This window comes from Pantoea sp. ICBG 985 (genome assembly GCF_002928365.1).
Taxonomy (GTDB): Bacteria; Pseudomonadota; Gammaproteobacteria; order Enterobacterales; family Enterobacteriaceae; genus Pantoea; species Pantoea dispersa.
In genome coordinates, this window is the sequence record NZ_POWM01000003.1 from 329,804 (window position 1) to 354,788 (window position 24,985).

General features: G+C 59.2%; 28 protein-coding genes. 12 read left to right on the forward strand and 16 right to left on the reverse strand.

All coding sequences use genetic code 11. The annotated features are described in order from the left end of the window. Positions 1-51 precede the first annotated feature (51 nt). On the forward strand, positions 52-1,278 hold the full coding sequence (locus C1Y42_RS10970) for an MFS transporter (protein ID WP_104093429.1): 1,227 nt from the start codon (positions 52-54) through the stop codon (positions 1,276-1,278). Between the two features lie 53 nt (positions 1,279-1,331). Here C1Y42_RS10970 and clcA read toward each other — a convergent pair whose 3' ends face one another. Further along, complete coding sequence (gene clcA / locus C1Y42_RS10975) at positions 1,332-2,735, reverse strand: H(+)/Cl(-) exchange transporter ClcA (RefSeq protein WP_104093430.1); 1,404 nt, start codon at positions 2,733-2,735, stop codon at positions 1,332-1,334. Positions 2,736-3,033: 298 nt separating this feature from the next. Here clcA and glsB point away from each other — a divergent pair, with 298 nt between their 5' ends. From glsB to C1Y42_RS10990, 3 genes are all read left to right on the forward strand, one after another. After that, positions 3,034-3,957 carry a glutaminase B gene (gene glsB / locus C1Y42_RS10980; protein ID WP_104093431.1) on the forward strand — a complete coding sequence of 308 codons (924 nt, stop codon included), beginning with the start codon at positions 3,034-3,036 and terminating at the stop codon, positions 3,955-3,957. A 579-nt stretch (positions 3,958-4,536) separates the two neighbouring features. Next, entirely contained in the window at positions 4,537-4,953 is a 417-nt protein-coding gene (locus C1Y42_RS10985) for a DUF2946 domain-containing protein (protein ID WP_104093432.1), read from the forward strand. Between the two features lie 65 nt (positions 4,954-5,018). After that, a complete protein-coding gene (locus C1Y42_RS10990; protein ID WP_104093433.1) occupies positions 5,019-6,758 on the forward strand; it encodes a DUF2534 family protein in 1,740 nt (579 codons plus the stop codon). Positions 6,759-6,826: 68 nt separating this feature from the next. On the opposite strand, the gene C1Y42_RS10995 is transcribed toward C1Y42_RS10990, so the two are convergent. Both C1Y42_RS10995 and C1Y42_RS11000 read right to left on the reverse strand, forming a co-directional pair. Beyond that, entirely contained in the window at positions 6,827-7,843 is a 1,017-nt protein-coding gene (locus tag C1Y42_RS10995; RefSeq protein WP_104093434.1) for an NAD(P)-dependent alcohol dehydrogenase, read from the reverse strand. 123 nt (positions 7,844-7,966) lie between these two features. Further along, positions 7,967-8,236 (reverse strand): hypothetical protein, encoded by a 270-nt coding sequence (locus tag C1Y42_RS11000; protein WP_010616678.1) that lies wholly within the window; start codon positions 8,234-8,236, stop codon positions 7,967-7,969. 330 nt (positions 8,237-8,566) lie between these two features. On the opposite strand from C1Y42_RS11000, the gene C1Y42_RS11005 reads away from it, so the two are divergent. Together C1Y42_RS11005 and C1Y42_RS11010 are read left to right on the forward strand one after the other, a co-directional pair. Beyond that, positions 8,567-9,463 (forward strand): extracellular solute-binding protein, encoded by an 897-nt coding sequence (locus C1Y42_RS11005; protein ID WP_104093435.1) that lies wholly within the window; start codon positions 8,567-8,569, stop codon positions 9,461-9,463. Then, positions 9,460-10,242 carry a molybdenum ABC transporter permease gene (locus tag C1Y42_RS11010; protein WP_104093436.1) on the forward strand — a complete coding sequence of 261 codons (783 nt, stop codon included), beginning with the start codon at positions 9,460-9,462 and terminating at the stop codon, positions 10,240-10,242. The genes C1Y42_RS11005 and C1Y42_RS11010 overlap by 4 nt, the downstream gene beginning before the upstream one ends. Here C1Y42_RS11010 and C1Y42_RS11015 read toward each other — a convergent pair. From C1Y42_RS11015 to C1Y42_RS11045, 7 genes are all read right to left on the reverse strand, one after another. Next, positions 10,239-10,628: a response regulator transcription factor gene (locus C1Y42_RS11015; RefSeq protein ID WP_021508870.1), complete on the reverse strand. Its 390-nt coding sequence runs from the start codon at positions 10,626-10,628 to the stop codon at positions 10,239-10,241. The genes C1Y42_RS11010 and C1Y42_RS11015 overlap by 4 nt on opposite strands. A 210-nt stretch (positions 10,629-10,838) precedes the next feature. Beyond that, positions 10,839-11,615: an ABC transporter ATP-binding protein gene (locus C1Y42_RS11020; protein WP_058758981.1), complete on the reverse strand. Its 777-nt coding sequence runs from the start codon at positions 11,613-11,615 to the stop codon at positions 10,839-10,841. Then, on the reverse strand, positions 11,615-12,298 hold the full coding sequence (locus C1Y42_RS11025; RefSeq protein ID WP_104093437.1) for an ABC transporter permease: 684 nt from the start codon (positions 12,296-12,298) through the stop codon (positions 11,615-11,617). Before C1Y42_RS11025 ends, C1Y42_RS11020 begins: the two co-directional genes overlap by 1 nt. A gap of 9 nt (positions 12,299-12,307) precedes the next feature. Continuing rightward, on the reverse strand, positions 12,308-13,027 hold the full coding sequence (locus tag C1Y42_RS11030) for an ABC transporter permease (RefSeq protein ID WP_058758979.1): 720 nt from the start codon (positions 13,025-13,027) through the stop codon (positions 12,308-12,310). Positions 13,028-13,039: 12 nt separating this feature from the next. Then, positions 13,040-13,888: a transporter substrate-binding domain-containing protein gene (locus C1Y42_RS11035; protein WP_199188980.1), complete on the reverse strand. Its 849-nt coding sequence runs from the start codon at positions 13,886-13,888 to the stop codon at positions 13,040-13,042. A gap of 15 nt (positions 13,889-13,903) precedes the next feature. After that, positions 13,904-15,091: a M20 family metallopeptidase gene (locus C1Y42_RS11040; protein WP_104093438.1), complete on the reverse strand. Its 1,188-nt coding sequence runs from the start codon at positions 15,089-15,091 to the stop codon at positions 13,904-13,906. A gap of 264 nt (positions 15,092-15,355) precedes the next feature. Continuing rightward, complete coding sequence (locus C1Y42_RS11045; RefSeq protein ID WP_104093439.1) at positions 15,356-16,261, reverse strand: LysR substrate-binding domain-containing protein; 906 nt, start codon at positions 16,259-16,261, stop codon at positions 15,356-15,358. Between the two features lie 104 nt (positions 16,262-16,365). On the opposite strand from C1Y42_RS11045, the gene C1Y42_RS11050 reads away from it, so the two are divergent. The 3 genes from C1Y42_RS11050 to C1Y42_RS23995 all read left to right on the forward strand — a co-directional run bounded on the left by C1Y42_RS11050 (position 16,366) and on the right by C1Y42_RS23995 (position 17,571). Continuing rightward, positions 16,366-17,070, forward strand: coding sequence for an SDR family oxidoreductase (locus tag C1Y42_RS11050; RefSeq protein ID WP_104093440.1), 705 nt, complete (start codon positions 16,366-16,368; stop codon positions 17,068-17,070). 208 nt (positions 17,071-17,278) lie between these two features. Then, a complete protein-coding gene (locus C1Y42_RS23990; protein ID WP_254919537.1) occupies positions 17,279-17,410 on the forward strand; it encodes a hypothetical protein in 132 nt (43 codons plus the stop codon). Between the two features lie 29 nt (positions 17,411-17,439). Continuing rightward, the gene (locus C1Y42_RS23995; protein WP_254919538.1) at positions 17,440-17,571 is read left to right on the forward strand and encodes a hypothetical protein; all 132 of its coding nucleotides are present in this window, start codon (positions 17,440-17,442) and stop codon (positions 17,569-17,571) included. A 1-nt stretch (position 17,572) separates the two neighbouring features. Here C1Y42_RS23995 and C1Y42_RS11055 read toward each other — a convergent pair whose 3' ends face one another. Then, a complete protein-coding gene (locus C1Y42_RS11055) occupies positions 17,573-18,505 on the reverse strand; it encodes an AraC family transcriptional regulator (RefSeq protein ID WP_021508860.1) in 933 nt (310 codons plus the stop codon). A gap of 160 nt (positions 18,506-18,665) precedes the next feature. Between C1Y42_RS11055 and C1Y42_RS11060 the strand changes: the two genes are divergently transcribed. Continuing rightward, positions 18,666-19,400: an SDR family oxidoreductase gene (locus tag C1Y42_RS11060; RefSeq protein ID WP_104093441.1), complete on the forward strand. Its 735-nt coding sequence runs from the start codon at positions 18,666-18,668 to the stop codon at positions 19,398-19,400. Positions 19,401-19,479: 79 nt separating this feature from the next. On the opposite strand, the gene corA is transcribed toward C1Y42_RS11060, so the two are convergent. The 3 genes from corA to C1Y42_RS11075 form a co-directional block, all read right to left on the reverse strand. Then, positions 19,480-20,448: a magnesium/cobalt transporter CorA gene (corA, locus tag C1Y42_RS11065; RefSeq protein WP_021508858.1), complete on the reverse strand. Its 969-nt coding sequence runs from the start codon at positions 20,446-20,448 to the stop codon at positions 19,480-19,482. A gap of 96 nt (positions 20,449-20,544) precedes the next feature. After that, positions 20,545-20,865 (reverse strand): AzlD domain-containing protein, encoded by a 321-nt coding sequence (locus C1Y42_RS11070; RefSeq protein ID WP_058781029.1) that lies wholly within the window; start codon positions 20,863-20,865, stop codon positions 20,545-20,547. Further along, complete coding sequence (locus tag C1Y42_RS11075) at positions 20,855-21,529, reverse strand: AzlC family ABC transporter permease (RefSeq protein ID WP_058758973.1); 675 nt, start codon at positions 21,527-21,529, stop codon at positions 20,855-20,857. The genes C1Y42_RS11070 and C1Y42_RS11075 overlap by 11 nt, the downstream gene beginning before the upstream one ends. A gap of 102 nt (positions 21,530-21,631) precedes the next feature. Between C1Y42_RS11075 and C1Y42_RS11080 the strand changes: the two genes are divergently transcribed. Then, positions 21,632-22,180 (forward strand): helix-turn-helix domain-containing protein, encoded by a 549-nt coding sequence (locus C1Y42_RS11080; RefSeq protein WP_058758972.1) that lies wholly within the window; start codon positions 21,632-21,634, stop codon positions 22,178-22,180. Between the two features lie 108 nt (positions 22,181-22,288). Continuing rightward, positions 22,289-22,810: a GNAT family N-acetyltransferase gene (locus tag C1Y42_RS11085; protein ID WP_058776198.1), complete on the forward strand. Its 522-nt coding sequence runs from the start codon at positions 22,289-22,291 to the stop codon at positions 22,808-22,810. Here the strand turns inward: C1Y42_RS11085 and C1Y42_RS11090 are convergent. Both C1Y42_RS11090 and C1Y42_RS11095 read right to left on the reverse strand, forming a co-directional pair. Further along, positions 22,807-24,207, reverse strand: coding sequence for an ABC transporter ATP-binding protein (locus C1Y42_RS11090; protein ID WP_104093442.1), 1,401 nt, complete (start codon positions 24,205-24,207; stop codon positions 22,807-22,809). The genes C1Y42_RS11085 and C1Y42_RS11090 overlap by 4 nt on opposite strands. Further along, a complete protein-coding gene (locus C1Y42_RS11095) occupies positions 24,207-24,983 on the reverse strand; it encodes an ABC transporter permease (RefSeq protein ID WP_104093443.1) in 777 nt (258 codons plus the stop codon). The genes C1Y42_RS11090 and C1Y42_RS11095 overlap by 1 nt, the downstream gene beginning before the upstream one ends. Positions 24,984-24,985: the final 2 nt, after the last annotated feature.

Here is a 24,985-nt window from a genome sequence, read left to right on the forward strand (position 1 = left end):
ACATTGCTGCTCTATGCTTGTCACCATCCTCCACTCTTTCTTCATCACAACATGAATGCAAATCCGATAGCGCATCCCGCTGCTTTGCGGTCTCTCCAGGCGTTGTGTCTGGTCAATTTTTTCATGGCCGATGTGCGGGATGGACTCGGCCCTTTCCTGGGGATCTTTCTTACCGAGCATGGCTGGAGAGCGGATGATATTGGCTGGGCGATGACTGCCGGCGGTTTAGCCGGTCTGCTGGCTACGCTGCCGGCGGGTCTGGCAACCGATGCCACACACCATAAAAAAGGGCTGCTGATTCTGGCCTCACTGCTCATTACGCTGGCCACCCTGATGCTGTGGTGGTTTCCATACGGTGGAGTGGTGGTTGGCTCGCAGGTGGTTACCGGTCTCGCGGCCGCGCTTATTGCCCCGTTACTGACCGGCGTCACCCTCGGCCTGACCGGCTCTCAGGGGTTCAGCCAGCAGATGGGTAGAAACGAGGCGTTCAATCATGGCGGCAATATGACTGCCGCGCTGTTTGCCGGGTTTGCCGTCTGGCTGTGGGGCACCGATGCGGTTTTTATCCTGATGACCGCGATGGCACTGTGCGCATGTTTTGCCGTGGCCGCCATTCAGCATAACGCGATCGATGACCGCGCGGCGCGCGGCGGTGCCGGACAGCAGGCCGCAGAGCTTCCGGGTTTCTCTGCCCTGCTGCGCAATCCGGTGCTGCTGATTACCGGCCTGACGCTGCTGCTGTTTCACCTCGGCAACGCCGCGCTGTTGCCGATGCTGGGCATTCGCGCGGCGGCAACGCACAGCGGACAGCTCAGCCCCGGTGTTTATACCGCTGCAACCGTGGTGATTTCGCAATGCGTGATGATTCCCGTGGCGTTATTCGCCGCCCGAAACGCCAGCCGCCTCGGTTTCCCGTTGCTGATTACCCTCGCGCTGGTGGTGCTGCCGGTGCGTGCCGGCATCGCCTCCCTGTTCGATGGCACCTATGCGATGGTACCGGTACAGATTCTTGATGGTCTGGCCGCCGGGCTGCTGGGCGTGGCAGTACCAGGCTATATCGTCAGCGTGCTTGACGGCAGCGGACACACCAATGCCGGCCAGAGTTTCGTCATGCTGATGCAGGGCGTGGGCGCGGCATGCAGCCCGGCACTGACCGGCAGCATCGCCGCCGCCTGGTCTTATCAGGTCGCTTTCGCCGTGCTCGGCAGCATCGCCCTCGCCGCACTGATGCTCTGGAGCCTCAGCCAGCGCATCAGATGGGTTAAAAGCCGGGCGTGAGGTGATATCTTTCCACCCGGCTTGAGTCGCGCTTCGATAAGCCGGGATAATCCCTAATCCGTCCGGGCGCTGGCGCGGTTAGTGAGCTGTGCTTTGGCCAGGGTGCGCGCCAGGATTGAGGAATAGAGCGGTTTGCCACCAAAGAACTGCGCCACCAGCGTTGCGCCCAGGCAGGTGATGATCATCGGCAGAATCAGTTGATAGTTATTGGTCATCTCCAGCACCAGCACGATGCCAGTAAGCGGCGCGCGCACCGAGGCGGCGAACAGCGCGCCCATCCCGGCGACAGCAAAGGTGGCGGCTTCCAGCTGATAATGCGGGAACCAGTCGGCGCTCAACTGACCAAAGCAGGTGCCCAGCAGCGTGCCCAGCGTCAGCATGGGCGCAAAAATGCCGCCCGGCGCGCCTGAAGAGAAGCAGCAAATGGTGACCAGCGTGCGCAGCGCGAAGAGAGCAAACAGCGCCAGCGCGCCATAGTGCCCGGTAGCGAACTCCGGAATCAGCGTCGTTCCGCCGCTCACCGCCTGCGGCAGCAGTAAACCCAGCACGCCGCACAGTCCGGCCAGCAGGCTACCGAACAGCACCCAGCGCCCGGTACGTCCGAGATGCAGGCGCTGAAACTGGTCCTGTGCGAGAAATATCAGCCGGTTGAACGCCACGCCGCAGCCGCCAAACAGCACACCCAGCACCAGATAGAGCCACAGTGTCTCAGTGGGCGCGTCACGCAGCTGACCGATATTAATGATGGCTTCGTTACCGTTGAGCACGCGAAAGACAATGCTCGACATGATCACGCCAACAAACACCGCTTTTATCGATATCAGGCTATAGCGAAACTGCGGGCGCATCTCTTCGATAATGAACAAAATGCCGGCCAGCGGCGCGTTGAACGCCGCCGAAAGCCCCGCCGCCGCACCGGTCGCCAGCAGCGTATGACGCGATTCGGAATCGCGCACGCGAAACAGATCGAGGCACATACCGCCGATGTTGCCGCCAATCTGTACCGTGGGTCCTTCGCGTCCCAGCACCATGCCAGAGCCCAGCGCGCCCATGCCGCCGATAAATTTAACCGGCAGCACGCGCCACCAGCGCACCGGGCGCAGCTCTTCCAGCGCGCCCTCGATTTCCGGAATGCCCGAGCCTCCCGCCTCCGGCGCGAAGCGGCGCACCAGAAAATAGCCGATGCCGCCCAGCAGCGCCGAAATAAAAAACGCGCTCAGCAACGCCATAGCCAGGTTATCCGCACGCTCTGTCAGCCAGCCGATCCGCAGGTGGAGAATAAAATTGACCGCGCGATCGAAAGCCACACCCACCAGCCCGGTAAGGATACCGACCAGCGCGGCCAGCAGCAGCAGTGCCAGCGGGGTTTTATCGCGTCGCAGCAGTTTTTGCAGCAGCATAAAGCGCCCGGCGCGCATCGCGTTGGCAGGCTCGGTGGCATCAGGTAAGGCAGACATCGTCATCCTCAATTACAACAGTTGAGCGCATTGGCAGCGCCGGAAAGAGTTGGGGCTTAGCATAACCAAAATTGCCTGATCGGTAACTCAATCATTCGCAACATAATTTTACCTCAGGCCGCGCAATGTGGCGTAGGCGCCAGGCTGGGTTGCGATCGGGCGCAACAAACCGGGCAGAAAATCCGCAATGCGGTGGCAGGCTTGCTGCAGCATGCTCACAGAATTTTGCGCGGTGGATTGACGCGCCGACGGCAAATCACCATGATCGCGCCAGGATTAGTCACCCCGGAGCCACAAGGTGTCGGAACTCAGTAATGCATTGCTTGAAGAGATTATCACGGACGTACGCCCCCTCACCCGTCAGGGCAAAGTGGCAGATTACATCCCGGCGCTGGCCGGCGTGGATGCCGATCAACTGGGCATCGCCATTGCCACCGCCGATGGACGCAGCTATCAGGCCGGCGATGCAGGCACGCGCTTCTCGATCCAGTCCATCTCCAAAGTCCTGTCGCTTACCGTCGCGCTGACGCTGTACGAGGACGCCGAGATCTGGCAGCGCGTGGGCAAAGAGCCATCCGGCCAGGCATTCAATTCTCTGGTGCAGCTTGAACTGGAACAGGGAAAGCCGCGCAATCCATTCATTAACGCCGGCGCGCTGGTAATGTGCGATTTGCTGGAAAGCCGACTCACCGCGCCACGCCAGCGCATGCTGGAGTTTGTGCGTCGTCTGACACAGCAGCCGGACATTCAGTATGACCGTGCGGTCGCGCGCTCTGAATATGAGCACTCGGCACGTAACGCCGCCATTGCCTGGCTGATGAAGTCGTTTGGCAACTTTCATAATGACGTCAGTAAAGTCATGGAAACCTACTTTCACTACTGCTCGCTGGCGATGAGCTGCAGCGAACTGGCGCGCACGTTTCTCTATCTCGCTAATCACGGCCGCACGCTGGATGATGAGTGGGCGGTGATCTCTGCACGCCAGGCGCGGCAGGTGAACGCACTGATGATGACCAGCGGCATGTACGACGGCGCCGGTGAGTTTGCCTGGCGCGTGGGCATGCCAGCTAAATCCGGCGTCGGCGGCGGGATTGTCGCAGTGATTCCCGGTGAGATGAGTATTGCCGTCTGGTCGCCGGCGCTGGATCATTCCGGTAACTCGCTGGCCGGCACCGCCATGCTGGAGAAACTCACGGAGCGGCTGGGGCGATCGATATTTTAAGGCCCGGCTCATACTGAGAGGCTTCCCTGTAAATGAAAAGAGTTAAACAACGAGCCGCCCGTTTATATCGGTGCGCATAAATGCGCACCCTACGAAAATCGCGTAATTCCTTGCTGATTGCGATCGATGCCGTTATGCCTTGCAATTAAGTTGAAAGTGACCTGATTACAACGGTCCGTATCAATGCGCCGTCATGTGTAAATCGTGCAACTGCCTACAGGCCGCAATAAATGACGTGACGCCTTGTAATAAAGCTGCAAGTGGCCTGTTTATATCGGTGCGGATCAATGCGCACCCTGTGCAAATAGTGCCAATACCTTGTAGGGTCGCCATTAATGGCGACCACAAATTCTGAGCAATGACAGGTTATGCCATCAGACACCGCTCATCCTTCAGCAATGAGAAATAGTGTTTCTCTAATGTACTCATCAGGTTGCAATTAAGTTAACAAACGCACCACGTTAAGTGACCCTTTTCAAAAGGTGCGAATTTTGTCGCTCCCAGCCTCACTTTTATTAACCCTTGTGCGGCAATCGCGTTACACTTCGGCCTCATTTGTTGAAGCACTCAGTATTTGCCATGACGTTTTCCTATCACTTTCGCCAGCGCCTGACCGCCTGCGTCGCCATTGTGGCGGTGCTGCTGCTGTTCGTCGCGCCGATTGTGTCGAAAACGCTGCTGGAGCGGCAAACGCGCATTGACCCCGTGGCGTCGCACAGCCCTTCATCTGCCATGCCAATGCACCATCACGATATGCCGATGGAGATGGCGATGCCGGGCATGATGCATCACAACATGGACGACGGCGAATTTGCCTGTGGCTATTGTGATTTGCTGGTGCATGTTCCGATGATGATGTGGGTGTTTATCCCGTTCATCTGGCTGATGCTGGTGATCTCGCGCGCCCCACCGCTGCCGCCGCTGGTGGCACCCCGGCCGCGCCGCTTCAGCGGTACCCATCGTCCGCGCGCGCCACCGGTTTTTCTTTCCTGCTGAATCTCATTAATCGGTACAACGCCTGCGCTGTGCCCTGACATTCTCTTATAGGAAGGAAGACGGCTTTGTCTGCTGTTCACTCTGCAGCACCGCGCGGCGCGGTGCTTAATCTGCTACGCCGCTTACATTTTTACATTGGCCTGTTTGTCGCGCCGTTCATCTTCGTGGCGGCGCTCAGCGGCACGCTCTATGTGCTGACGCCGCAGCTGGAAAATCTGATCTACGCTGATGCGCTCACCGCGCAGCCGCAGGGCAATGCACAACCGCTCTCGGCGCAGATCGCCGCGGCACGCGCCTATGCGGGCGAAAATCAGCACATTTATGCGGTTCGACCTGCGCCCGCCGCGCGCGATACCACGCGCGTACAGTTCAGCGATGCCACACTTGGTCCGTCGCAGTCGCGCGCGGTGTTTATCGATCCCTACAGCCTCAAAGTAACCGGCGACATGACGGTGTATGGCACCAGCGGCGTGTTGCCGCTGCGCACCACGCTCGATCTGCTGCACAGCAGCCTGTTACTCGGTGACTTTGGTCGCAACTACAGCGAACTGGCGGCGAGCTGGCTGTGGGTGGCCGCGCTCGGCGGCGTGCTGCTGTGGCTGGGCACGCGACCAAAACGCCGGCTGAAAACCGTGCGAAAGGGGTTTGCCTTCACCCGGCACTGGCACATCACGCTGGGGCTGACGCTGATGCTCGGGCTGCTGTTCTTCTCCGTTACCGGCCTCACCTGGTCACAATGGGCAGGTGGCAATATCGATAAGATGCGCACCGAGCTTAACTGGCTGACGCCACAGGTGAATACGGCGCTCAGCGGTGATGCGCCCGCCGCGCCGGCCGATCCTCACGCCGATCACCGCAGTATGCCGGACATGGACATGACCAGCATGCCGATGTCGTCGATGGCGAAACCGGCGGCGCAGCCGGCGAAGTCACTGCCGGCAAATGCCGCCGACGCTGACTGGGATCGCGTGCTGGCGGCGGCACGTCAGGATGGCATCCGCGCGGCTAAAGTGGAGCTGCGCCAGCCGAAAAGCGAGGGCAAAGCCTGGACTGTCAGCGAGATTGATCGCAGCTGGCCCACCCAGGTGGATGCGGTGTCCGTGAATCCGCACAGCTTCGCGATTGTCGATCACGTCTGGTTTGATCGCTTCCCGCTGGTGGCAAAACTGACGCGCTGGGGTGTCGATGCGCACATGGGCGTGCTGTTTGGCTGGCCTAATCAGCTGTTGCTGGCACTGTTTGGCCTGGGTTTGTGCAGCATGATTGTGCTGGGTTATCGCATGTGGTGGCTGCGCCGCCCGGCGCTGGATCAGGCCAGCCCGGCGCAAACCCTGAGCGCAAGCTGGCTGGCGCTGCCGCACTATGCCAAAGGGGTCTGCCTGATGCTGGCGCTGGCGCTCGGTTATGCCCTGCCGGTGATGGGCGTCAGCCTGCTGGCCTTCGTGCTGGTGGATGTACTGCGCTGGCGCAGACAACAGCGGGCGCCGATGAGCGAAGCGGAAATTCTCGCCGCGCAGCAGTCGCCGCTCGGTATCGTGCGGGCGCGCTTCACGGTGAAACGCAAGGAGATGCGTTACTACCTGCGTGGGCTGTTTATTCTGGCGCTGATTGTCGGTACGGTGATGAGCAATGCGATTATCGGCGGCGTGATCGATCAATACGGCATCCCGTTCAGCCACTGGACGCTGACCATGTATCTGACGCAGGGCTTTATGATCGCGCTTTACACCACGGTGTTCACCGCGCTGATGTCAATTCCGCTGTGGTATTTCTTCCTCGGCGAAAAGGATGATTCGCAGGGATAAGGCGTTAATAACGGCGGATGATCCCCCATCCGCCGTTTTGCCTGACAAATGTCAGCGTGTTATCCGACTCAGAAATCGGCCTTCAGCACCACGCGGTAATTAGCTTTACCGGCGCGTACGTGATCCAGCGCTTCATTGATTTTTGACATCGGGAACTCTTCCACCTGCGGTGCCACATCGGCGCGTGACGCCAGACGCATCAGCTTACGCAGCTGGCCCGGTGAACCGGTAGAAGAACCTGTTACCGCGCGATCGCCCAGAATCAGACTGAACGCTGGCACCTCAAATGGCTTCATCACCGCGCCCACGGTGTGGAACTTACCGTGCGGAGCCAGCGCCTGGAAGTACGGCTGCCAGTCCAGATCGACGGCTACGGTGCTGATAATCAAATCAAATTGCCCGGCCAGCGCGTTCAGTGCCTGCGGATCGCGGCTGTTGACCACACGATCGGCGCCCATGGCTTTGATGGATTCGGTTTTGCTGGCATTCGAACTGAACGCCGTAACTTCAGCACCCATGGCGCGCAGCAGTTTGATCGCCATATGGCCGAGGCCGCCAATACCGATTACGCCGACGCGGCTGGTAGCCGTTACATGGTGCATCAGCAGCGGTTTAAACACGGTAATCCCGCCGCACAGCAGCGGACCGGCAGAGGTAATGTCCATGGATTCCGGCAGCGGAATCACCCACTGCCAGTCGGAGCGCAGATGGCTGGCGAAACCGCCTTTGTTCATGATGGTGGGCACTGAACCGTTCTCACAGTTGACCTGCTCGCCGTTGATGCAGGCATCACAGTGCTGGCAGCTTTTCGCGGTCCAGCCGATACCCACGCGCTGACCGACCTTCAATCCTTTGTCCTGCGCCGCATCGCCGAGTGCGCTGATGCGACCAATCACTTCGTGACCGGCAATGACCGGATAAGAGGAAATGCCCCACTCGTTATCAATCATCGACAAATCAGAATGGCACACACCGCAGTAATCGACCTCAACCAGCACCTCTTCCGCCGCCAGCGGACCGGTTTCGTACTCGTACGGTACCAGCGCATCACCGGCGTTGTGTGCGGCATAACTTTTGATTTTCATTACTGTCCTCTGTTTTCAGCGTTGTTAACCCAGGAAGTCTAGCAGAGCGTATTGCATGATTATGATTAAATTTCAGCCAATTAGCGTCTATTAAGCGCAACGGGGAAAGAAAAGCATTTCGCGTTAAAGCGAATCGTGACTGGGCGGACTGCGGAACGCATGGCGCGCCTCTTCTATCAGCTGGCTGGCGGTGACGGTGGGCGGCAAACGCGTCAGCACTTTGCTGGCCTGCCAGTAACACAGCACCATCTCCTCGTTAGTTTCGTTCTCCGCCATTTCCCTTAAGCGCCTGCGCAGGCTCAGCACGTCCAGCGTTTGCTGTTCATCCACCATCTCAGCGATGGTTTGGTTGATGACCTGATGAATAATTTTCCAGGAAAGATCGGCAAACACGTTAAACCTCGTGACGTAGTAACGGGCTCCAGGCAAATGAGGAAAAGGTGCACGCCCAGCGGCATGCAAAATAATCCAACTGGGATAACTATAGCCGCTTATTTAACCAGCAGACGGCTGGCCGCCTGTGTTTGCGGTAGCTCACGGATCGGTAAATGAATTTTTTCTCTCAGCGCGATAAACTGGCACTAAAACCCGGCACTGGCGCGCGACCACAGGATTTCGCAACAGATTTTACCTTGCGCTAAAACGGAGAATTCCGATAATCGCTATTTACTCATTTATATAGCGATAAGGAATCTCCGCGTGAAGACGCTTACCCTACTGTTAATGACTGCCGCCGGCGGATTGAGTTTACCGGCGCAGGCCGCTATGGATATCCGCGTGACGTATGCCGGCTCGATGGGAAAAGTGATGGATCAGGCACTGGGCCCGGCATTTGCACAACAGCATGACGTTAAGTATGAAGGTCAGGGCCAGGGGGCTTACGGCATGGCGCGCCTGCTGGCGAGCAAAAAAATCACTGCTGACGTGTTCGTGTCTATTACTCCCGGTCCGATGCAGATTCTGAAAGACGCCGGACTGATCGACAACGCAGTACCGGTAGCCAGCACCAGCATGGTGATCGCCTATAACCCGAAGGGGCCGTTTGCGCCGCAGTTTGCCGCAGCCAAAGGCAATGATGGCCGCTGGCTTCAGCTGCTGGCAGCGCCGGGACTGAAATTTGGTCGGACCGATCCGGTAAACGATCCTAAAGGCCAGAACATCATTTTCACCCTGCTACTGGCGCAGAAGTATTACCGGCAGCCCGGCATCGCTGACCACATTCTCGGCGGTTACCAGAATCCCGCACAAACCCATCTGGAAGGTGGCTTGCTGACGCGGCTCGAGAGCGGTCAGGTGGATGCAGCTGCGGGCTATGAAAGCGAAGTGATCTCTGCCCATCTGCCTTACATCGCGCTGCCCGATGAAATCAACCTCAGCAATCCGGCGATGGCGACTAAGTGGTACAACACGGTCAGCTTTAGCGTCAAAGACAGCCAGGGTAAAGATAAAGTGCTGCACACCCAGCCACTGGTCTACTACGCGGCGGTGCTCAGGAATGCGCCGCACGGTACGGCCGCTGGCAAAGCCTTTGTAGATTTCATGCTGAGTCCGTCAGGACAGGCGCTGTTTAAACAGCAAGGCTATGCCGCACCGAAGGGTGATGGGCTTTATACCCCATGAAAATCCGCCATGCTGGCGCGCTGTGGCTGTCGCTGCCCGCCCTGGTGCTGCTGGCCGTACCGTTTATCACCCTGACGGGCGTTACACACTGGCAACACCTGCGGCTGGCGTGGGGTGACGGCGCGGCGATTACCACTTCGCTCAGTCTGGGAGCGATCGCGCTGGTGCTGATTTTTCTGACCGGCTTACCGCTGGCCTGGTGGCTGTCGCAGGCGCGGGGAAAAATACGCTGGCTGGTGGAAACGCTGGTGATGATCCCGCTGCTGACGCCGCCGCTGGCGATGGGAATCCTGCTGGTCAGCGCGTACGGTCCGTACAGTTTGCCCGGCCAGCTGCTGAGCAAGCTGGGCTGGACGCTGGTGAACAATCCCGCCGCCTTTATTCTGGCGCAGTGGTATGGCGCGCTGCCCTACTTTGTCACCAGCGCACGCTCGGCGTTTATCGCGGTGCCGCAGGAGATCCGTGAAGCGGGCCGGACGCTGGGCGCCGCGCCATGGCCGCGCTTCTGGCGGCTGGCGCTGCCCCTGGCCGCACCGGGCCTGGCGTCGGCTACGGCACTGGCGTGGGTGCGGGCGATGGGCGAATTCGGCATTGTGATGATTTTCGCCTGGTTTCCCCACGGAATGCCGGCGCAGCTGTACAACAATCTGCAAAACGACGGAGTGGATGCGGTGTATGTGCTGTTGTGGCTGTTACTGCTGTTTACCCTGCCGGTGCCGCTGCTGTGCGCGCTGGCTTCCCGGCGCGCGCTCTGCGGCAACACGGCGCGGTATCATTAGAGGCTGGCGCGCTGCTCACTCTCACGCATCGCCAGCCGGACCGTCTCCAGCAGCGGTTCAATCTCCAGCGGCCGGGTGAAAAAGGCAAAGGCGCCCTGAGCAAACAAGCGCCGGCAGGCCTCCAGCGTGTCGTGCCCGGTCATGATGATCACCGGCAGCAGCGGATGGCGTGCACCCTGCCGGGCCAGCCAGCTCAGGCCGCTACTCTCTGGCTGTCGCACGTCAAGCAGCAGACAGCCGCATACGGCTTGCTGACCGGCGGCGGCGGTTTCGAACGATGCCAGGTCAGCAAAGTCGGCGACCTCGTAGTCCACGGTTCGCAGCAGAAATCCCAGCGACTCACGCACGGATACATCATCATCCACTAACCACACCTTCGCGCCCATTACGTACTCCGCCTGTAGAAAAATGAGGAAAATTTCGGCCCTCTCTGTCGCGCGGTAACGCAACAGCAGCCAGACCTGACGGTAGCTGGTTATCGATGGACGTGAAGTGCGCGACGACGTGCACCTTCCCTGCGCCGATAAAAAAGCCCTCCGTTGAGGGAGGGCGATTTTTCCATAATTTGGCTTAGAACACCATTGGCACAAATCTGGTTAGCTGTTGCGCTGCAGGTGGCTGCTGACAAAAGCGCGACAGCGCGCCGAGATCGGTTCGCTGAACACCTGCTGCGGCGATCCGGACTCTTCGATTTTGCCCTGATGCAGAAACACCGCTTTGTTTGATACATCGCGCGCAAACCCCATTTCGTGGGTGACGATAATCATGGTGCGCCCCTCTTCCGCCAGGCTGCGGATGACGCGCAGCACTTCGCCCACCAGCTCCGGGTCGAGTGCGGAAGTGGGTTCATCAAACAGTATCGCTTTCGGCTGCTGCGCCAGCGCCCGGGCAATCGCCACGCGCTGCTGCTGACCACCGGAGAGCTGCGACGGCCACGCGTTGCGCTTTTCGTATAACCCGACTTTTTGCAGCAGCGCTTCGGCCTCGGCAACGGCCTCCTGATGGCTGCGCTTCTGCACATGGATCGGCGCCTCAATGATGTTCTGCAGCACGGTTTTGTGCGGCCACAGATTGAAGCCCTGAAACACAAAGCCGAGTTGCATGCGCATCAGCTTGATGCGGCGGCGCTGTTCACGGCTCAGCTTTTCGTCCGCGTTATCGAGGGTGACCACTTCATCGCCTACAGCAATCTCACCGGCCTGTGGCACTTCAAGAAACGGGATGCAGCGCAGCAGCGTACTTTTACCGGAGCCGCTGGCGCCGATCAGCGAAATGACGTCGCCATCCTGCGCCGTCAGGCTGATGTCATGCAGCACTTCATGCCCGCTATAACTTTTTCTGAGATGGCTCAGGGCAATAGTGGGTTTGTTCATTAACGTGCTCCAGCGTGATAAGGGGACAAACGGCGCTCCAGCAGCGCCACCGCTTTGCTCACCAGCACGGTCAGCAGCAGATAGATAATCGCCGCGCTGATAAACACCTCCAGCGCGCGGAAGGTTTCTGACACGATGGAGTCGGCGATGCCGGTCATCTCCATCAGGCTGATGGTGCTAACCAGCGACGTGGATTTGATCATCGAGATGATCTCATTGCTGTAGGCCGGCAGCGCCTGACGCACCGCCAGCGGCAGCGTGATGCGCCGCAGCGTGGTGAAGCGCGACATGCCGCACACTTTCGCCGCTTCCAGTGACTGCACGCTAACCGCATTCAGTCCGCCGCGCAGGATCTCGGCGGTGTAAGCGGCATCGTTGAGAATCAGCGCAATTAACCCGCACCAGTAGGACTCACGCAGCAGCGGCCACAGCACGCTTTCGCGCACCGCCGGCAGGCTGCCGAGGCCATAGTAGATCATGAAGATTTGAATCAGCAGCGGCGTACCGCGGAACAGCCAGACATAAAAACGCGTAACGTAGCTGCCGAGGCGATGCTGACGCAGCAAATTCAGCAGCAGCGCCAGTATTCCGCCGCCCAGCAGGGACAATACCGCCAGGTTGAGCGTCAGCGGCAGTCCGCGCAGCAGCGCCGCCAGCGTGTGCTGTAAAAAGGTGAAATCCATCGTGGCTCCTTACAACCGCGCGCGTTGTTGCCCGCGCATGGCCACTTTTTCCACATAGCGGAAGAAGAAATCTGAACAGGTGGTGATAATCAGGTAAATCACCGCGCCTACGCTGTAGAAGAAAAACGGCATCTGGGTGGAATTCGACGCGGTGGAAATCTGGTTCATGGTTTCCACCAGCCCGGTTACCGATACCAGCGCCGACTCCTTAATCACCGATTGCCACTGATTACCCATGCCCGGCAGCGCGGTGCGCAGCGCCTGCGGCACAATCATGCGGCGGAACAGCATAAAACGGCCCATACCGGTGACCGTAGCGGCTTCCAGCGTGCCGGCGGGGATCGCGTAAAACGCGCCGCGAAATACGCTGCTCTGATAAGCGCCGGAAATCAGCCCGATAGCGATCGCGCCGGCAACGAAGCCGTTAACGTCGAACGGTCCCTGCAGGCCGATAGCTTCACCGATAAACCCGACCACCTGTCGGCCACCAAAGTAGAACAGGTAGATCACCAGCAGCTCCGGCACGCCGCGAAACAGCGTGATGTAGCCGCTGGCAACACGCTGCTGCCAGCGGCCGCCACCAATCTGCATCCAGCACAGCAGGCTGCCGAGCATCGCGCCCAGCAGCCACGCACACAGCGAGACCGTTACCGTGACGGTGGCGGCGTCCAGCAGCACGCCGCCCCAGCCTTCGTCACCAAAACCTAACAGTTGCCAGTCAATAGTCATAAGCGCTCAGCATTATTCCGCAGGCGCGACGTTCTCGCCGAACCATTTCACAGACAGTTGCTTCAGCGTGCCGTCTTTGATCATCGACACCAGCGCCTGATCCAGCGCGGCTTTCAGCTCTGGATTGTTTTTACGAATGGCAATCGCCGAGCCCTGGCCCAGTACACCACCCACAAAGCCGTAACCGGTGCTGTTTACCGTATCCGCGTGTTTTTTCACATAAGCATTGAGGTTGGTGCGCGATGCCATGACCGCATCAACCCGGCCGTTAAGCAGATCGGCGAAGGTTTCCGGGCCGGCCTGATAGGTACGGATAGTCGCGACATCACCGAGGTATTTGTTGAGAAAATCGGCCTGAATGGTAGCGACCTGCACCGCAATGGTTTTGCCTTTGAACTTAGCCTTCAGCGCGTCGATGGCTTTGTTCATACCGGCTTCATCGGTCGCCTGTACCACTTCACCGTTGCCCGGCAGGGTATCCACTGCGCTGCCCTTCAGCGTGACGAAGCCCGAAACGCTCACGGTATACTGATGGGTAAAATCCACCACTTCTTGACGTTTTGGCGTCACGGTGACGGCATCGACCACTGCATCATATTTGCCATCAGCGAGGCCGGGGATCAGTCCGGACCACTTCTGCGCGACGATTTCATATTTGAATCCCGCGCGTTTCGCCAGTTCGGCCACCATATCGGGCTCGTAGCCGACAATTTTGCCGCTCGGCGTGGACTGGTTAAACGGCGGATAGGCCGCTTCGGTAGCGAATTTTAACGTGCCGAAATCTTTGGCCTGAACCACAGCGACAGCAGCCAGCAGCAACATGCCCGCGGAGGCGGAGAACAGCCCTTTACGCATCATCATAAAACCTCATTATTATCAGGAGAGTAAGTCGATCGCTATACGGGCCAGAGCCTGTGTGCCAGCGTGAATGCTGCGTTCGTCCGGCTGATAGTCGGAGTTGTGCAGATGGTCGTCGCGCCCCGGCGCGCCAGAGCCGATATGGATCTGACAGCCCGGCACACGCTCAGTAAACAGCGAGAAATCTTCCGCGCCAAAACTGCTGCTGGGTTTTGCCACCACCGGCTTGCCGAACTGGTGCGAGAGGATCGGCTCCAGTGCATCAATCAGCGCATCATCATTCATCAGCGGCGGTACGCCTCGCTGATAATTGACCTCAATCCGCGTATTGAGCGACAGCGCCACTCCGGCACAGATGCGGCGGAAAGCGTCTTCCATGTGAGCGCGCGCCTGCGGTGATTTAGCGCGGATGGTGCCCTGAATCAGGCAGCTGTCGGAGATGATGTTATGAGTGGTGCCGCCGTGGATATGGCCAATCGTCAGCACAGCAGAGTTCGCCGGATCGAGCTCGCGCGACACAATGGTCTGCAACTGCGTTACCAGGCTGGCGGCGGCAATGATCGGATCGGTACCCATGTGCGGCCGGGCGGCGTGGGTGGATTTGCCGTGAATCACTACGTCGAATTCATCGCTGGAAGCGGTGCTGGCACCGCGCGTCAGGGCAATTTCTCCTGCGGCCAGCTCTGGCTTATTGTGCAGCGTGATCGCCACATCAATGCCGTCCGCTGCGCCGGCAGCGATCATGGCTTGCGCGCCGCTCTCTGGCGTCTCTTCCGCCGGCTGAAAAATCAGCCGCACCGTGCCGTGCAGCTGGCTGCGCAGGTCCGCAAGGATCGCCGCGACGCCGAGCAGCGTAGCCGTGTGGATATCGTGGCCGCAGGCGTGCATTTTACCCGGCCAGATGCTGCTAAACGGCAGGCCGGTTTGCTCATGAATCGGCAGCGCATCCATATCAGCACGCAGCAGCACGGTCTTGCCCGGCTGCGCGCCGGTAATGTCTACCATCACGCCAGTGCGGCCCACGCCGGTTTGCGGCGTCAGCCCGAGGCGCAGCAACTCCTGTTCCACGATGGCTGCGGTGCGGACGGTGTCGAAACCAAGTTCCGGATGTGCGTGAATATCGCGCCGGATGGCGATGAGGTGCGCCTGCATGCTTTCACTTCTGGCGCTGATATCCCTGGCTAAAAGAATTTTATGATCGGTCATGGTGGTAATACGGTTATGCAGGCTGTTGCCTGGCCGTTATGGCATTTTTATGAAATTCAGCGTTTTATTTATTCACAGCCCTCAGCAGATTGCAACGCACAATTCCTCCCCTTAATTGCTGAATTTGCGTGATATTTTTCTAAAACCCTGCCTGTGCAGGATAAACCTTATAAAATGCATGCTCAGTCAGTTATAACATTCATAATTCGCAGACGATCATCAGTTTTACTGATTTTGTTATTGAACATAAAAGCATCGCGTTGCTCAGCCATCAATCTTGCTCTGCTCCGCCTGACTGAGTAGCCACGCACGAACCGCACTCACCGTTGCCTGCTCACGCGGACGACGCGGAGCCACCAGATACCAGCCGGCATCAACGGGCATCTCACGCTGCCAGGCGGGAACCAGCCGACCGCTGGCCAGATCGTTCTGCACAAAATGCGGGCTGGTCAGTGCGATACCCTGACCACTCAGCGCCGCTTCCAGTGCCAGCGCGGTCTGGTTGAAGCGCAGATGATGCTGATGCTGCAGCGACTGCCCGGGGAACATAAACGCCAGGAACGCCGGCCACAGGTGATGGCCATCGTGCAGCAGCGGATAGCGCAGGCAATTTTCTGGCTGCGCTGCATCACCGTGTTGTGCCAGCAGCGCCGGGCTGACCACCGCCAGCACCGTCTGGCTAAACAGCAGCGTGGCCTCCAGCCCGCTACCAAACGGCGGCCGGCCATAGCGCACCGCCAGATCGACGCCTTCATGGTGAAACTGCACCAGCCGTTCAGAGGCCAGCACGCGCAGGTCGATATCCGGCCAGGCCGCGGTAAATGCCGGTAAACGCGGCAGCATCCAGCGGCTGGCAAAGGTCGGTGTTACGCTCAGCGTCAGGCGATCCGGCTCCGGGCGCAGCGTGCGCGTCGCCTCATCAATCAGCTCAAATGCCTGGCGAATGTGCACCGCATAGCCTGCACCGGCAGCGGTCAGCGCCAGCGAACGCGGCAACCGATCGAACAGTTTCAGGCCCAGGCTGGCCTCGAGACCGCGAATATGCTGCGCAACCGCACCCTGCGTCACACCAAGCTCTTCAGCGGTGAGGCGAAAATTAAGGTGCCGCGTCACGGCTTCAAATACCCGTAGCGCATTCAGCGACGGTAATGCCTGAAAGCCCTGATTCATCCTGTAGTTTTCCTATCGTCAATTGCCAGCTGAGCTGACTCTCTGCGGCATCTCCAGGCCATTATACTGGCATGACAGGATTTTTAATTTATGAGGTGACTCACATGACAGTAGAAAAAGTTTCGGTAATTGTCGCAGGTGGCAGCGGTATGGGCGCAGCGGCAGCGGAGAAGCTGGCCAGCGAGGGTTTCAGGGTTGCGATTCTTTCCTCCTCCGGCAAAGGCGAGGCACTGGCAAATCGTCTGGGCGGGCTCGGCATTACCGGTTCGAATCAGTCAGTAGACGATTTGCAGCAATTGATTGATGCCACACTGGCGCGCTGGGGACGTATCGACGTGCTGGTTAACAGTGCCGGTCACGGTCCGCGCGCGCCGATCCTTGAATTAAGCGATGATGCGTGGCAGCAGGGAATGGAAACCTACTTCCTCAACGTGGTGCGCGCTGTACGCCTGGTCACGCCTATCATGCAGCAGCAGGGTGGCGGCAGTATCATTAATATCTCATCGGCATGGACGTTTGAACCCACCGACATGTTCCCGACCTCGGCCGTGTTCCGTGCCGGTCTGGCTTCTTTCAGTAAAATCTTTGCCGACACCTACGCAGCTGAGAATATTCGTATCAATAACGTCCTGCCAGGCTGGATTGATAGCCTGCCGAAAACGGATGAACGGCGCGACAGCGTGCCCATGCAGCGCTATGGCACGGCTGCAGAAGTGGCGGCTACCATTGCGTTTCTTGCTTCGCCCGGCGCGGCTTATATCACCGGGCAAAATATTCGCGTGGACGGCGGCGTCACGCGCAGCGTGTAACCGGCTTTGCTGTGCCTGATGGTCACAGCGGCATCTGATATCCGCTGTGGCTATTGCCTGCCTGCTAAGGAATTTCTCAGCCTGTTTTCAAGACTGGTCTTGTCGTTTCGCGGCCTTATAACACGTCAGAATGTTCTTATTCGCTGACAGAATTTTCTGTTCTCAGCTGCCGGATATTCCCTATAAAACTTTCTGATTTGAGGTCGCTATGCCACTGCTTCTTCGTATGCGTCTGCACACGCTGCTGACTCCCGAACGCCATCTTGTCTGGCGTTTTCTGCTGACAGGTTGTGCATTTTTCTGGATTCTGCTGGTGGTTGCCGTGATGGGGCTGCGCTGATCAGTTGCTGGCTGTTGTGAGGGATGATTATGGTATTAATGTTATCGCCGCGCCTCAGTGCGCTGCTGAGTTTTTCCCGCCGGTTACTGTGCCAGCTGGCACTGGCTGCCAGCCTGCTGTTCTGGATTGGCGTGGTGGCGGCAATCGTCATCGCGTACTGATCTAATGAGCCTGTAGCCGCGCAGATAATTGTTCCGGCGGCAGCAGCGCAAAGGCGCGTTTCATCACCCGCGCCTCGTCAGCCGGGGTGCGACCAAACATCCGCTTAAACTCCCGGTTAAACTGTGAATCACTTTCGTAACCGACGCGTGCGGCAGCACCGGCGGCGGTGAGATTATCGCGAATCATCATCAAACGCGCCTGATGCAGCCGCAGCGACTTGAGATACTGAATCGGCGAGGTCTGCGTGACGCTTTTGAAATGCAGATGGAAGCGCGGAACGCTCATGCCCGCTTCGCTGGCCAGATGCGGCACATCCAGCGGCTGCTGCCAGTCAGCATGAATGCGCTGCAACGCCCGCGCGATGCGGCCAAAATGCCCCTGATAGGTCAGCGCTGCGCGCACCGCACCGCCCTGCTCACCCAGCAGCACACGAAAGCAAATCTCTTCTACCCGGGCCGGGCCTAAAACCTGCGCTTCCAGCGGATCGCTCAGCGCCTGCAACAGGCGCAGCGTGCTGTCCGCCAGCGTCTCATTTACCGGCGTCGAAATAATGCTGGCTGGTGTCTCCGCCAGCGGAATGTCTGCCGCTGCGACCTGCGTCACCAGGCGCGCCAGCGTGGCCGCATCCAGACGGATAGCCAGTCCCAGTAACGGTTCAGCCGAGGTCGCTTCAGTCTCAGCGGAGAACGGCAGCGGCACCGACAACACCAGATAGTGCTGCGCGTCGTAGCGATACATTTTGTCGGCAAGAAACGCCCGCTTCGAGCCCTGACAGATAATGATGATGCTCGGCTCATAAAGAACCGGCGTGCGCGCCCACTGCCGGTCGGCACGCATAAAGCGCACGCTGTCGAGCAGTGAGGCCGTGTAACCTTCCTGCGGTGCCAGCTGGCGCAGCAGCGCGCAGGTCTGCTGTTGTACGGTTTGCGACATAACGGGTTTCCGGTGAGAGGTTCAGGCAAAGCATAGCCAGGTTTCTTCCCTGCTCACAACCGTGACGAGATAATCAGGCAATGATACGCCACAATCCGGTCTGTTCGCTTTAGCCGGCGTTTTCCACAATAGCCTCGTCAACCAACACGAGGAAACCATCATGGCTCATTCCAATGCGAAAGTGATTATTCTGACCGGCGCCAGCAGCGGCATCGGCGAAGCGATAGCGCGTCTGCTGGCCAGTCAGGGGCATAAACTGGTGCTCGGCGCGCGCCGTACCGATCGGCTGGCAATACTGTGTGATGAACTGCGTGCCAGCGGCGCGCAACTGGATTATCTGGCCACCGACGTGACGCAGCGTGCCGATACGCAGCAGCTGGCCGATTTTGCCCGCGATAAATATGGTCGGGTTGATGTGATGATCAACAATGCCGGCGTTATGCCGCTGTCGCCGCTCAGTTCGCTGAAGGTGGATGAATGGGATCGTATGCTCGACGTCAACGTGCGTGGCGTACTGTACGGCATCGCTGCCGTGCTGCCAGTCATGGAATCGCAGCAAAGCGGCCATATCATCAATATCGCCTCGATTGGTGCGCTGGCGGTATCGCCGACGGCAGCGGTGTACTGCGCCACAAAATTCGCGGTTCGCGCCATCTCGGATGGCCTGCGTCAGGAATCGCGCCAGCTGCGTGTGACGGTCATTAATCCCGGCGTGGTGGAATCGGAACTGGCGGACACCATCACTGACGAGACCGCACGCGTGGCCATGCAGAGCTATCGTCAGATTGCGTTAAAACCCGAAGCCATTGCGCAGGCGGTAAGCTGGGCCATTACTCAGCCTGGCGAAGTTGATGTTAATGAGATCACGGTGCGCCCTACTGCCAGCGCGCATTGAGGCTAATGGAGCGTGGCGATTTCAGGCTGAAATCGCCCTGGCCTTCGCGTCTGGTGACAGCGCGCGCAGGCCATCACGCTTACAGCCAGCCCGCTTTTTTCAGCCGCCACCACATAACGAAACAGATCACCAGCGTGACCGCCAGCGCCGCCGGATAGCCAAAGTGGCTGTGCAGCTCTGGCATGTCTGAGAAGTTCATACCGTACATACTGAAGATGATGGTCGGCACAATCAGTATTGCCCCCCAACCGGCCAGCTTTTTATTCACCTCACTCTGCTGTACCGAGACCAGCGCCAGATTCACCTGCATGGCGCTGGCCAGCGTTTCGCGCATGTCTTCGGCATCAATCATGACGTGGTGCGCGTGATCCTGCACGTCGCGCAGATAGGCGCGCAGATTTTTCGGGATGATATCTTCATGGAAGCGCACCAGCTGCGGGCAGATCTCTGTCACCGGCATCGCCGCATTGCGCAACGACAGCAGCTGACGCCGCAAGTGGTAGACATTCTCCAGCGTGACGCTGTCAAAGCGGGTGGTGAACATGCCGTCTTCCAGGTCAGCAATACGTTCACTCAGCGATTCGGTGATTTTGCTGTAGTTGTCGACGATAAAATCGAGGATGCAGTAGAGCGCATAGCCGGGTCCCTGGCACAGCATGGCATGATTTTTCTCGGCTTTAGCGCGGATCGCTTTATAGCCCTCAACCGAACCGTGGCGCACGGTAATCAGAAAATTTTTTCCGAGGAAAAAGTGGGTTTCGCCAAAGCTGATGCGCTGGCGATCTTCCATGTGTGCGGTTTTCACCACGATAAATACCGATTCGCCGTACTGCTCAATCTTGGGCCGCTGATGCGCCACCAGCGCATCCTCAATCGCCAGCTCATGCAGGCTAAACTCCTCCTGCAGCGTTTGCATGAACGCCGGATCGGGTTGATACAGGCCAAGCCAGACGAACGATTTTTCCTCTTTCAGCACTTCGCTGATTTGATCGACTTCGACATGCTCTTCGCGTTTGCCGTGGCGATACACCACGCAATTAATCACCATTTTCGCGTTGTCCTTGTTGTACTCACTATCCCTAATCATAGCTGCAAAGCAGGTGCCAGTACGCCGTCATCTTTGCACCGGTCGTCTCGCCGCCGCTTACGGCACGCCAAAATAGCGCAGCAGCGCCGTCATCACAGCCGCACCGATGATTACCAGTATCAATGGCGCGCGACGCCAGGCGAGAAATACCGCGAACAACACGCCGGTCAGTCGCGCGACGCCGGCGAAATCGGTGCCCTCAAACAGCGCGGTGGTGACAGCGACAGCCAGCAGCAGCACCGTTGCCGCGTCGGACAGCATGTTGCGCATACGTTCCGACATGTGCATCCGGCTGCCCAGCCGGTAACCGGCAAAGCGAATCGCATACGTCCCTGCAGCCAGTAGCGCGATGCCGGCAATCACTAAACTATTTTGCATCTTTGCGCTCCCGCCAGCTCAGCAAACCGAGTAAAGAAAACAGCACCGGCATACCGGCAGGCACAAAAGGCGTCGCCAGCACGGACAGCAGTGCCCCGAGGGTGGCCGGAATGCGCGTGCGACGCTGGCGCAGCGCCGGGAAAATCAGCGCGATCAGGATGGCCGGAAACACCGCATCCAGGCCAATCGCCGACACATCGGGAATAAAGCGTCCAATCACCGCACCGGCAATCACCGTGAGCGGCCAGATGGCAAAAATACCCAGTCCGCAAACCCAGTAAGCCGCCCGACGCTGCGCCAGCTTCGGCTGTGAAATGCCGAACACCACGCTTTCGTCATTCATGATATGGCAGCCCAGCAGACTGCGTCCGCCCTGCCCGACAAGATCTTTTACCGCAATACCAAACGGCAAATGACGCGCGTTGACCAGTAAACCTGCAGCGGCAGCGGTTAACGGACTGCCGCCGCCTGCCACGATGCCGATAAATAAAAACTCGGACGCCCCCGCCAGCACCAGCGTCGAGAGCGCAATCGGCACCCAGAGCGGAAAACCGTCGGCAGCGGCAAGAGAACCATAAGAGAGGCCAACGATGCCGTCGGCCAGACAAACAAGGAAGATCGCTTTCAATACGCCGCGATCAAGCGGTACGGCACCCAGACGCATCACAATTTGATCTCATAACGAACAAGAAAGCCGTTATAATGAACGCGCCGTACGTGTTTTACAAGATGAACAAATCGTTCGATATAAAGAACAGGAGTAATTGTGACCCCGCCCATTGCTATCATTGCCGCCGGACTGGTGCGCGAACGCCAGCGCGCCGGACTTTCGCTGACAGAAGTGGCTCGCCGCGCTGGCATCGCCAAGTCAACGCTGTCGCAGCTGGAGGCAGGCAACGGTAACCCCAGCATTGAGACGTTATGGTCACTGTGTGTGGCGCTGAATATTCCGTTTGCACGGCTGATGGAGCCGGAAGTGAAAAAGATGCAGGTGATTCGGCGTGGCGAAGGCATGGTGGTGTCAGCAGAGTTAGCGGACTTTCAGGCCGCGCTACTGGCCAGCTGTCCGCCGGGCGGCCGCCGCGATCTGTATCTGATCACCAGCCAGCCCGGCGCACCGCGCGCCTCAAAACCGCATCCACCGGGTTCAGTCGAACACATCATCCTGGCACGCGGCCGCGCGCGGGTTGGCCTGATGGAAGCGCCGGTCGAACTGTTCCCGGGCGATTATATTTGTTATCCCGCCGATGAACCGCACATCTTTGAGGCGCTCGAAGCCGACACCATGGCAGTACAGTTGTCAGAGCAGAATTAAAGAAATTTCGCTGCGCCTGAATATCACAATTTCCTATGACTAATGCGGATGATTGCGCTGCGGCGCGGTGGCATGCTGTCAGCATCATTGGCAGAACAGCAGGAACATATGGACATTATTCCCGCGCAGCCGCATCACGCGGCGGCGATACAGAAGATTTACGCCTGGCACGTGCTGCACGGCACCGCAACCTTCGAAACGGAACCGCCGGCGGAGAGTGAAATGCTGCGGCGCATTAATGACGTGCATGAGCGCGGCGGTTACTGGCTGGTGGCTGAGGAGCAGGATCAGGTGCTGGGTTACTGCTATCTGGCGCCGTATCGTCCGCGTTACGCCTACCGCTTCACGCTGGAAGACTCTATCTATCTCGACCCGCAGCAAACCGGACGCGGTATCGGTAAAGCGCTGCTGCAAAAAGCGGTGGCGCTGGCCGAAGCCGCTGGCTTTCGCCAGATTATCGCGATTATCGGTGACAGCGCCAACCAGGGCTCGCTGGGAGTACACCGGGCGCTCGGTTTTGAGCACACCGGCGTGATGAAATCGGTGGGTTACAAACATGGCCGCTGGCTGGACACCGTGGTAATGCAACGGAGTCTCGGGCCCGGTGACAGCCAGCCGCCCGATCGCTAAGCCGCTTCCATGGCGATCACCCGATGCGTGCCTTTCTCCAGCAGATCGCGATCATGACTCACCAGCAGCACCGCGCACTGCTGCTCACGCGCCAGTTCCGCGATCAACTGCCATGTTTGCTGCTGCACCAGCGGATCGAGGCGTGACGTCGGCTCATCGGCAAACAGAAATACCGGCCGCAGCAGCATCACCCGCAGCAGCGCGAAGCGCTGCAGTTCGCCGCCGGAGAGCGCCTCTGGTCGCCGCGTCAGCAACGCGGGATGCAAGGCCAGCCGCGCCATGAGCGCATCGCGCTGTGCCGGCGGGAGAGCGTGACGCCGCAGCAAATCGTTGATGCTTTGCCCCAGCGTGCGCTGCGGCGGAAACAGCGCGGAAGGATCCTGATAGATTTTCTGATATTTCAGCGCATCCGCATCAGCGTGGTGCGTTACGCGGCCCTGCTGCGGCGCGAGCAACCCTAACAGCACGTCGCCTAAGCTGCTTTTGCCGCTGCCGCTGGCACCGTGCAGGCCAACGATTTCACCGGCGTGCAGCGTGAAATCGCGTGGCACACCCAGCCTTTTGCCCCCGCGCGCCAGCACAATGTCCTGGGCGCTGATCACCGGCCTGGCACCGATCACCGTTTGTTGTCGGGCGGGCCAGACGGCCGGATCGGCAGCCAGCAGCGCGCGCGTGTAAGGCTGCTGCGGTGACTGCAACACCTGCTGCGCCGGGCCCTGTTCAATCACGCTGCCTTTATGTATTACCAGCACGTCGCCGCCCAGCTGGCGTGCCAGGGTGATGTCATGGGTGATGGTCAACAGCATGCCGCCATCGGCCACTTCGCGCTGTAACAGCTGGCTGACTCCGTCGCGGCGCGCCACATCCAGCCCTTTGGTCGGCTCATCGGCAATCAGAACCTGCGCGCCACCGGCACGGGCTGCCGCAAACGCGGCGCGCTGTGCCATGCCGCCGGAAAGCTGCCACGGATAACGCCGTGCCGCCGCGGCCAGGCCAAGCTGCTGCAGATCCTGCTGCGCCGCTGCAGCGCTGGCGGCGGGCGGCAAACCGCGCACGAAGCGATGCCCTTCCGCCACCTGTTGCTGAATCGCCATGGTCGGATCGAGCGACAACCACGGCTCCTGCGGCAGTGAAGCCAGCGTATTGCCCCACAACCGACGCAGCTGCGCCGTATCCTGCGGCAGCTGAAAGCGTCTGCCGTTGATCATCAACTCACCGCTGGCCTGCAGCGATGGCGGCAATATCCCCATGATCGCCTGCGCCAGCAGACTTTTCCCCGATCCGGTTTCGCCGAGCAGCGTCAGCGGCCGACCAGGTTGTAGCCGCACATCCACCGGCTCAACCAGTGTTTCAGTCGCTGTGGCAACGCTCAGCCCGGTGATCTGTAATCCCTTCATCATCGCTCCTTTTTCATCAGCAGATTGAGGCTGATCAACAGTAAAAACAGTGCGGCTACCGGCTGCATCAGCAGCCACGGCGCTTCCCACGCAAACGGCAGCAGTTCGGTCATCATCAGGCCCAGCTCCGGCGTGGGCGGACGCACGCCAACGCTGATAAACCCGAGCGCCGACACCGCCATGATGGCGCTGCTGAAAGAGAACAAGGTTAGCGTCAGCAGCACCGGTGCCAGCGCAGGCCACAGATGATGACGAAAACGATACCAGGCAGTGAACCCGAGCAGTTTGCTGGCCTGCATACCGGGCGCCTGCACAATTGGCCGCAGCGTGGCACGCGTGACGCGGAAAAATTCCACCCACAGCACCAGCGAAATGCCCAGCCACAGCATCTGGGGCGCGTCTGGCGCAATGGCGGCCAGTAGCAGTACCAGCAGCAATCCCGGCAGCGCGAGGCACATATCGCCAACGATGCTCAGCAATCGCTCAGGCCAGCCACCGTACAGTGCACTGAGCACACCGGTGAACACGCCCGCTATCAGCGCACTGATCACGCACAGGGCTGCCAGCCCGAGTGACAGGCGCAGCGCGGCGCTGAGGCGCGTTAACATATCGCGACCGAGATGGTCGAAACCGAGCAAATGGCTGCGGTTGGGCGTCTGCAGCATCTGCAGCAAATCCTGCTGTAGCGGATCGCCGTGCTGAATCAGCGGCAGCACAAACGCGTAAGCCAGCAGCACCGCCAGCAGTACCAGACCCACCCAGCGTGAAAGCGTCATCT

Excerpts from the sequence above, each read along its gene's own strand:
- C1Y42_RS11090 (WP_104093442.1), bottom strand. The coding sequence starts at position 24,207 with ATGAAGGGATTACAGATCACCGGGCTGAGCGTTGCCACAGCGACTGAA.
- C1Y42_RS11055 (WP_021508860.1), bottom strand. The coding sequence starts at position 18,505 with ATGTCGCAAACCGTACAACAGCAGACCTGCGCGCTGCTGCGCCAGCTG.
- C1Y42_RS10995 (WP_104093434.1), bottom strand. The coding sequence starts at position 7,843 with ATGAAAATCAAAAGTTATGCCGCACACAACGCCGGTGATGCGCTGGTA.
- C1Y42_RS23995 (WP_254919538.1), top strand. The coding sequence starts at position 17,440 with ATGGTATTAATGTTATCGCCGCGCCTCAGTGCGCTGCTGAGTTTTTCC.
- C1Y42_RS10985 (WP_104093432.1), top strand. The coding sequence starts at position 4,537 with ATGACGTTTTCCTATCACTTTCGCCAGCGCCTGACCGCCTGCGTCGCC.
- C1Y42_RS11070 (WP_058781029.1), bottom strand. The coding sequence starts at position 20,865 with ATGCAAAATAGTTTAGTGATTGCCGGCATCGCGCTACTGGCTGCAGGG.
- C1Y42_RS11075 (WP_058758973.1), bottom strand. The coding sequence starts at position 21,529 with ATGCGTCTGGGTGCCGTACCGCTTGATCGCGGCGTATTGAAAGCGATC.
- corA (WP_021508858.1), bottom strand. The coding sequence starts at position 20,448 with ATGGTGATTAATTGCGTGGTGTATCGCCACGGCAAACGCGAAGAGCAT.
- C1Y42_RS11005 (WP_104093435.1), top strand. The coding sequence starts at position 8,567 with ATGACTGCCGCCGGCGGATTGAGTTTACCGGCGCAGGCCGCTATGGAT.
- C1Y42_RS11010 (WP_104093436.1), top strand. The coding sequence starts at position 9,460 with ATGAAAATCCGCCATGCTGGCGCGCTGTGGCTGTCGCTGCCCGCCCTG.
- C1Y42_RS11085 (WP_058776198.1), top strand. The coding sequence starts at position 22,289 with ATGGACATTATTCCCGCGCAGCCGCATCACGCGGCGGCGATACAGAAG.
- C1Y42_RS11060 (WP_104093441.1), top strand. The coding sequence starts at position 18,666 with ATGGCTCATTCCAATGCGAAAGTGATTATTCTGACCGGCGCCAGCAGC.
- C1Y42_RS10970 (WP_104093429.1), top strand. The coding sequence starts at position 52 with ATGAATGCAAATCCGATAGCGCATCCCGCTGCTTTGCGGTCTCTCCAG.
- C1Y42_RS11040 (WP_104093438.1), bottom strand. The coding sequence starts at position 15,091 with ATGACCGATCATAAAATTCTTTTAGCCAGGGATATCAGCGCCAGAAGT.
- C1Y42_RS11020 (WP_058758981.1), bottom strand. The coding sequence starts at position 11,615 with ATGAACAAACCCACTATTGCCCTGAGCCATCTCAGAAAAAGTTATAGC.
- C1Y42_RS11025 (WP_104093437.1), bottom strand. The coding sequence starts at position 12,298 with ATGGATTTCACCTTTTTACAGCACACGCTGGCGGCGCTGCTGCGCGGA.
- clcA (WP_104093430.1), bottom strand. The coding sequence starts at position 2,735 with ATGTCTGCCTTACCTGATGCCACCGAGCCTGCCAACGCGATGCGCGCC.
- C1Y42_RS11030 (WP_058758979.1), bottom strand. The coding sequence starts at position 13,027 with ATGACTATTGACTGGCAACTGTTAGGTTTTGGTGACGAAGGCTGGGGC.
- C1Y42_RS11095 (WP_104093443.1), bottom strand. The coding sequence starts at position 24,983 with ATGACGCTTTCACGCTGGGTGGGTCTGGTACTGCTGGCGGTGCTGCTG.
- C1Y42_RS11050 (WP_104093440.1), top strand. The coding sequence starts at position 16,366 with ATGACAGTAGAAAAAGTTTCGGTAATTGTCGCAGGTGGCAGCGGTATG.
- C1Y42_RS11035 (WP_199188980.1), bottom strand. The coding sequence starts at position 13,888 with ATGATGATGCGTAAAGGGCTGTTCTCCGCCTCCGCGGGCATGTTGCTG.
- C1Y42_RS11015 (WP_021508870.1), bottom strand. The coding sequence starts at position 10,628 with ATGGGCGCGAAGGTGTGGTTAGTGGATGATGATGTATCCGTGCGTGAG.
- C1Y42_RS11045 (WP_104093439.1), bottom strand. The coding sequence starts at position 16,261 with ATGAATCAGGGCTTTCAGGCATTACCGTCGCTGAATGCGCTACGGGTA.
- C1Y42_RS23990 (WP_254919537.1), top strand. The coding sequence starts at position 17,279 with ATGCCACTGCTTCTTCGTATGCGTCTGCACACGCTGCTGACTCCCGAA.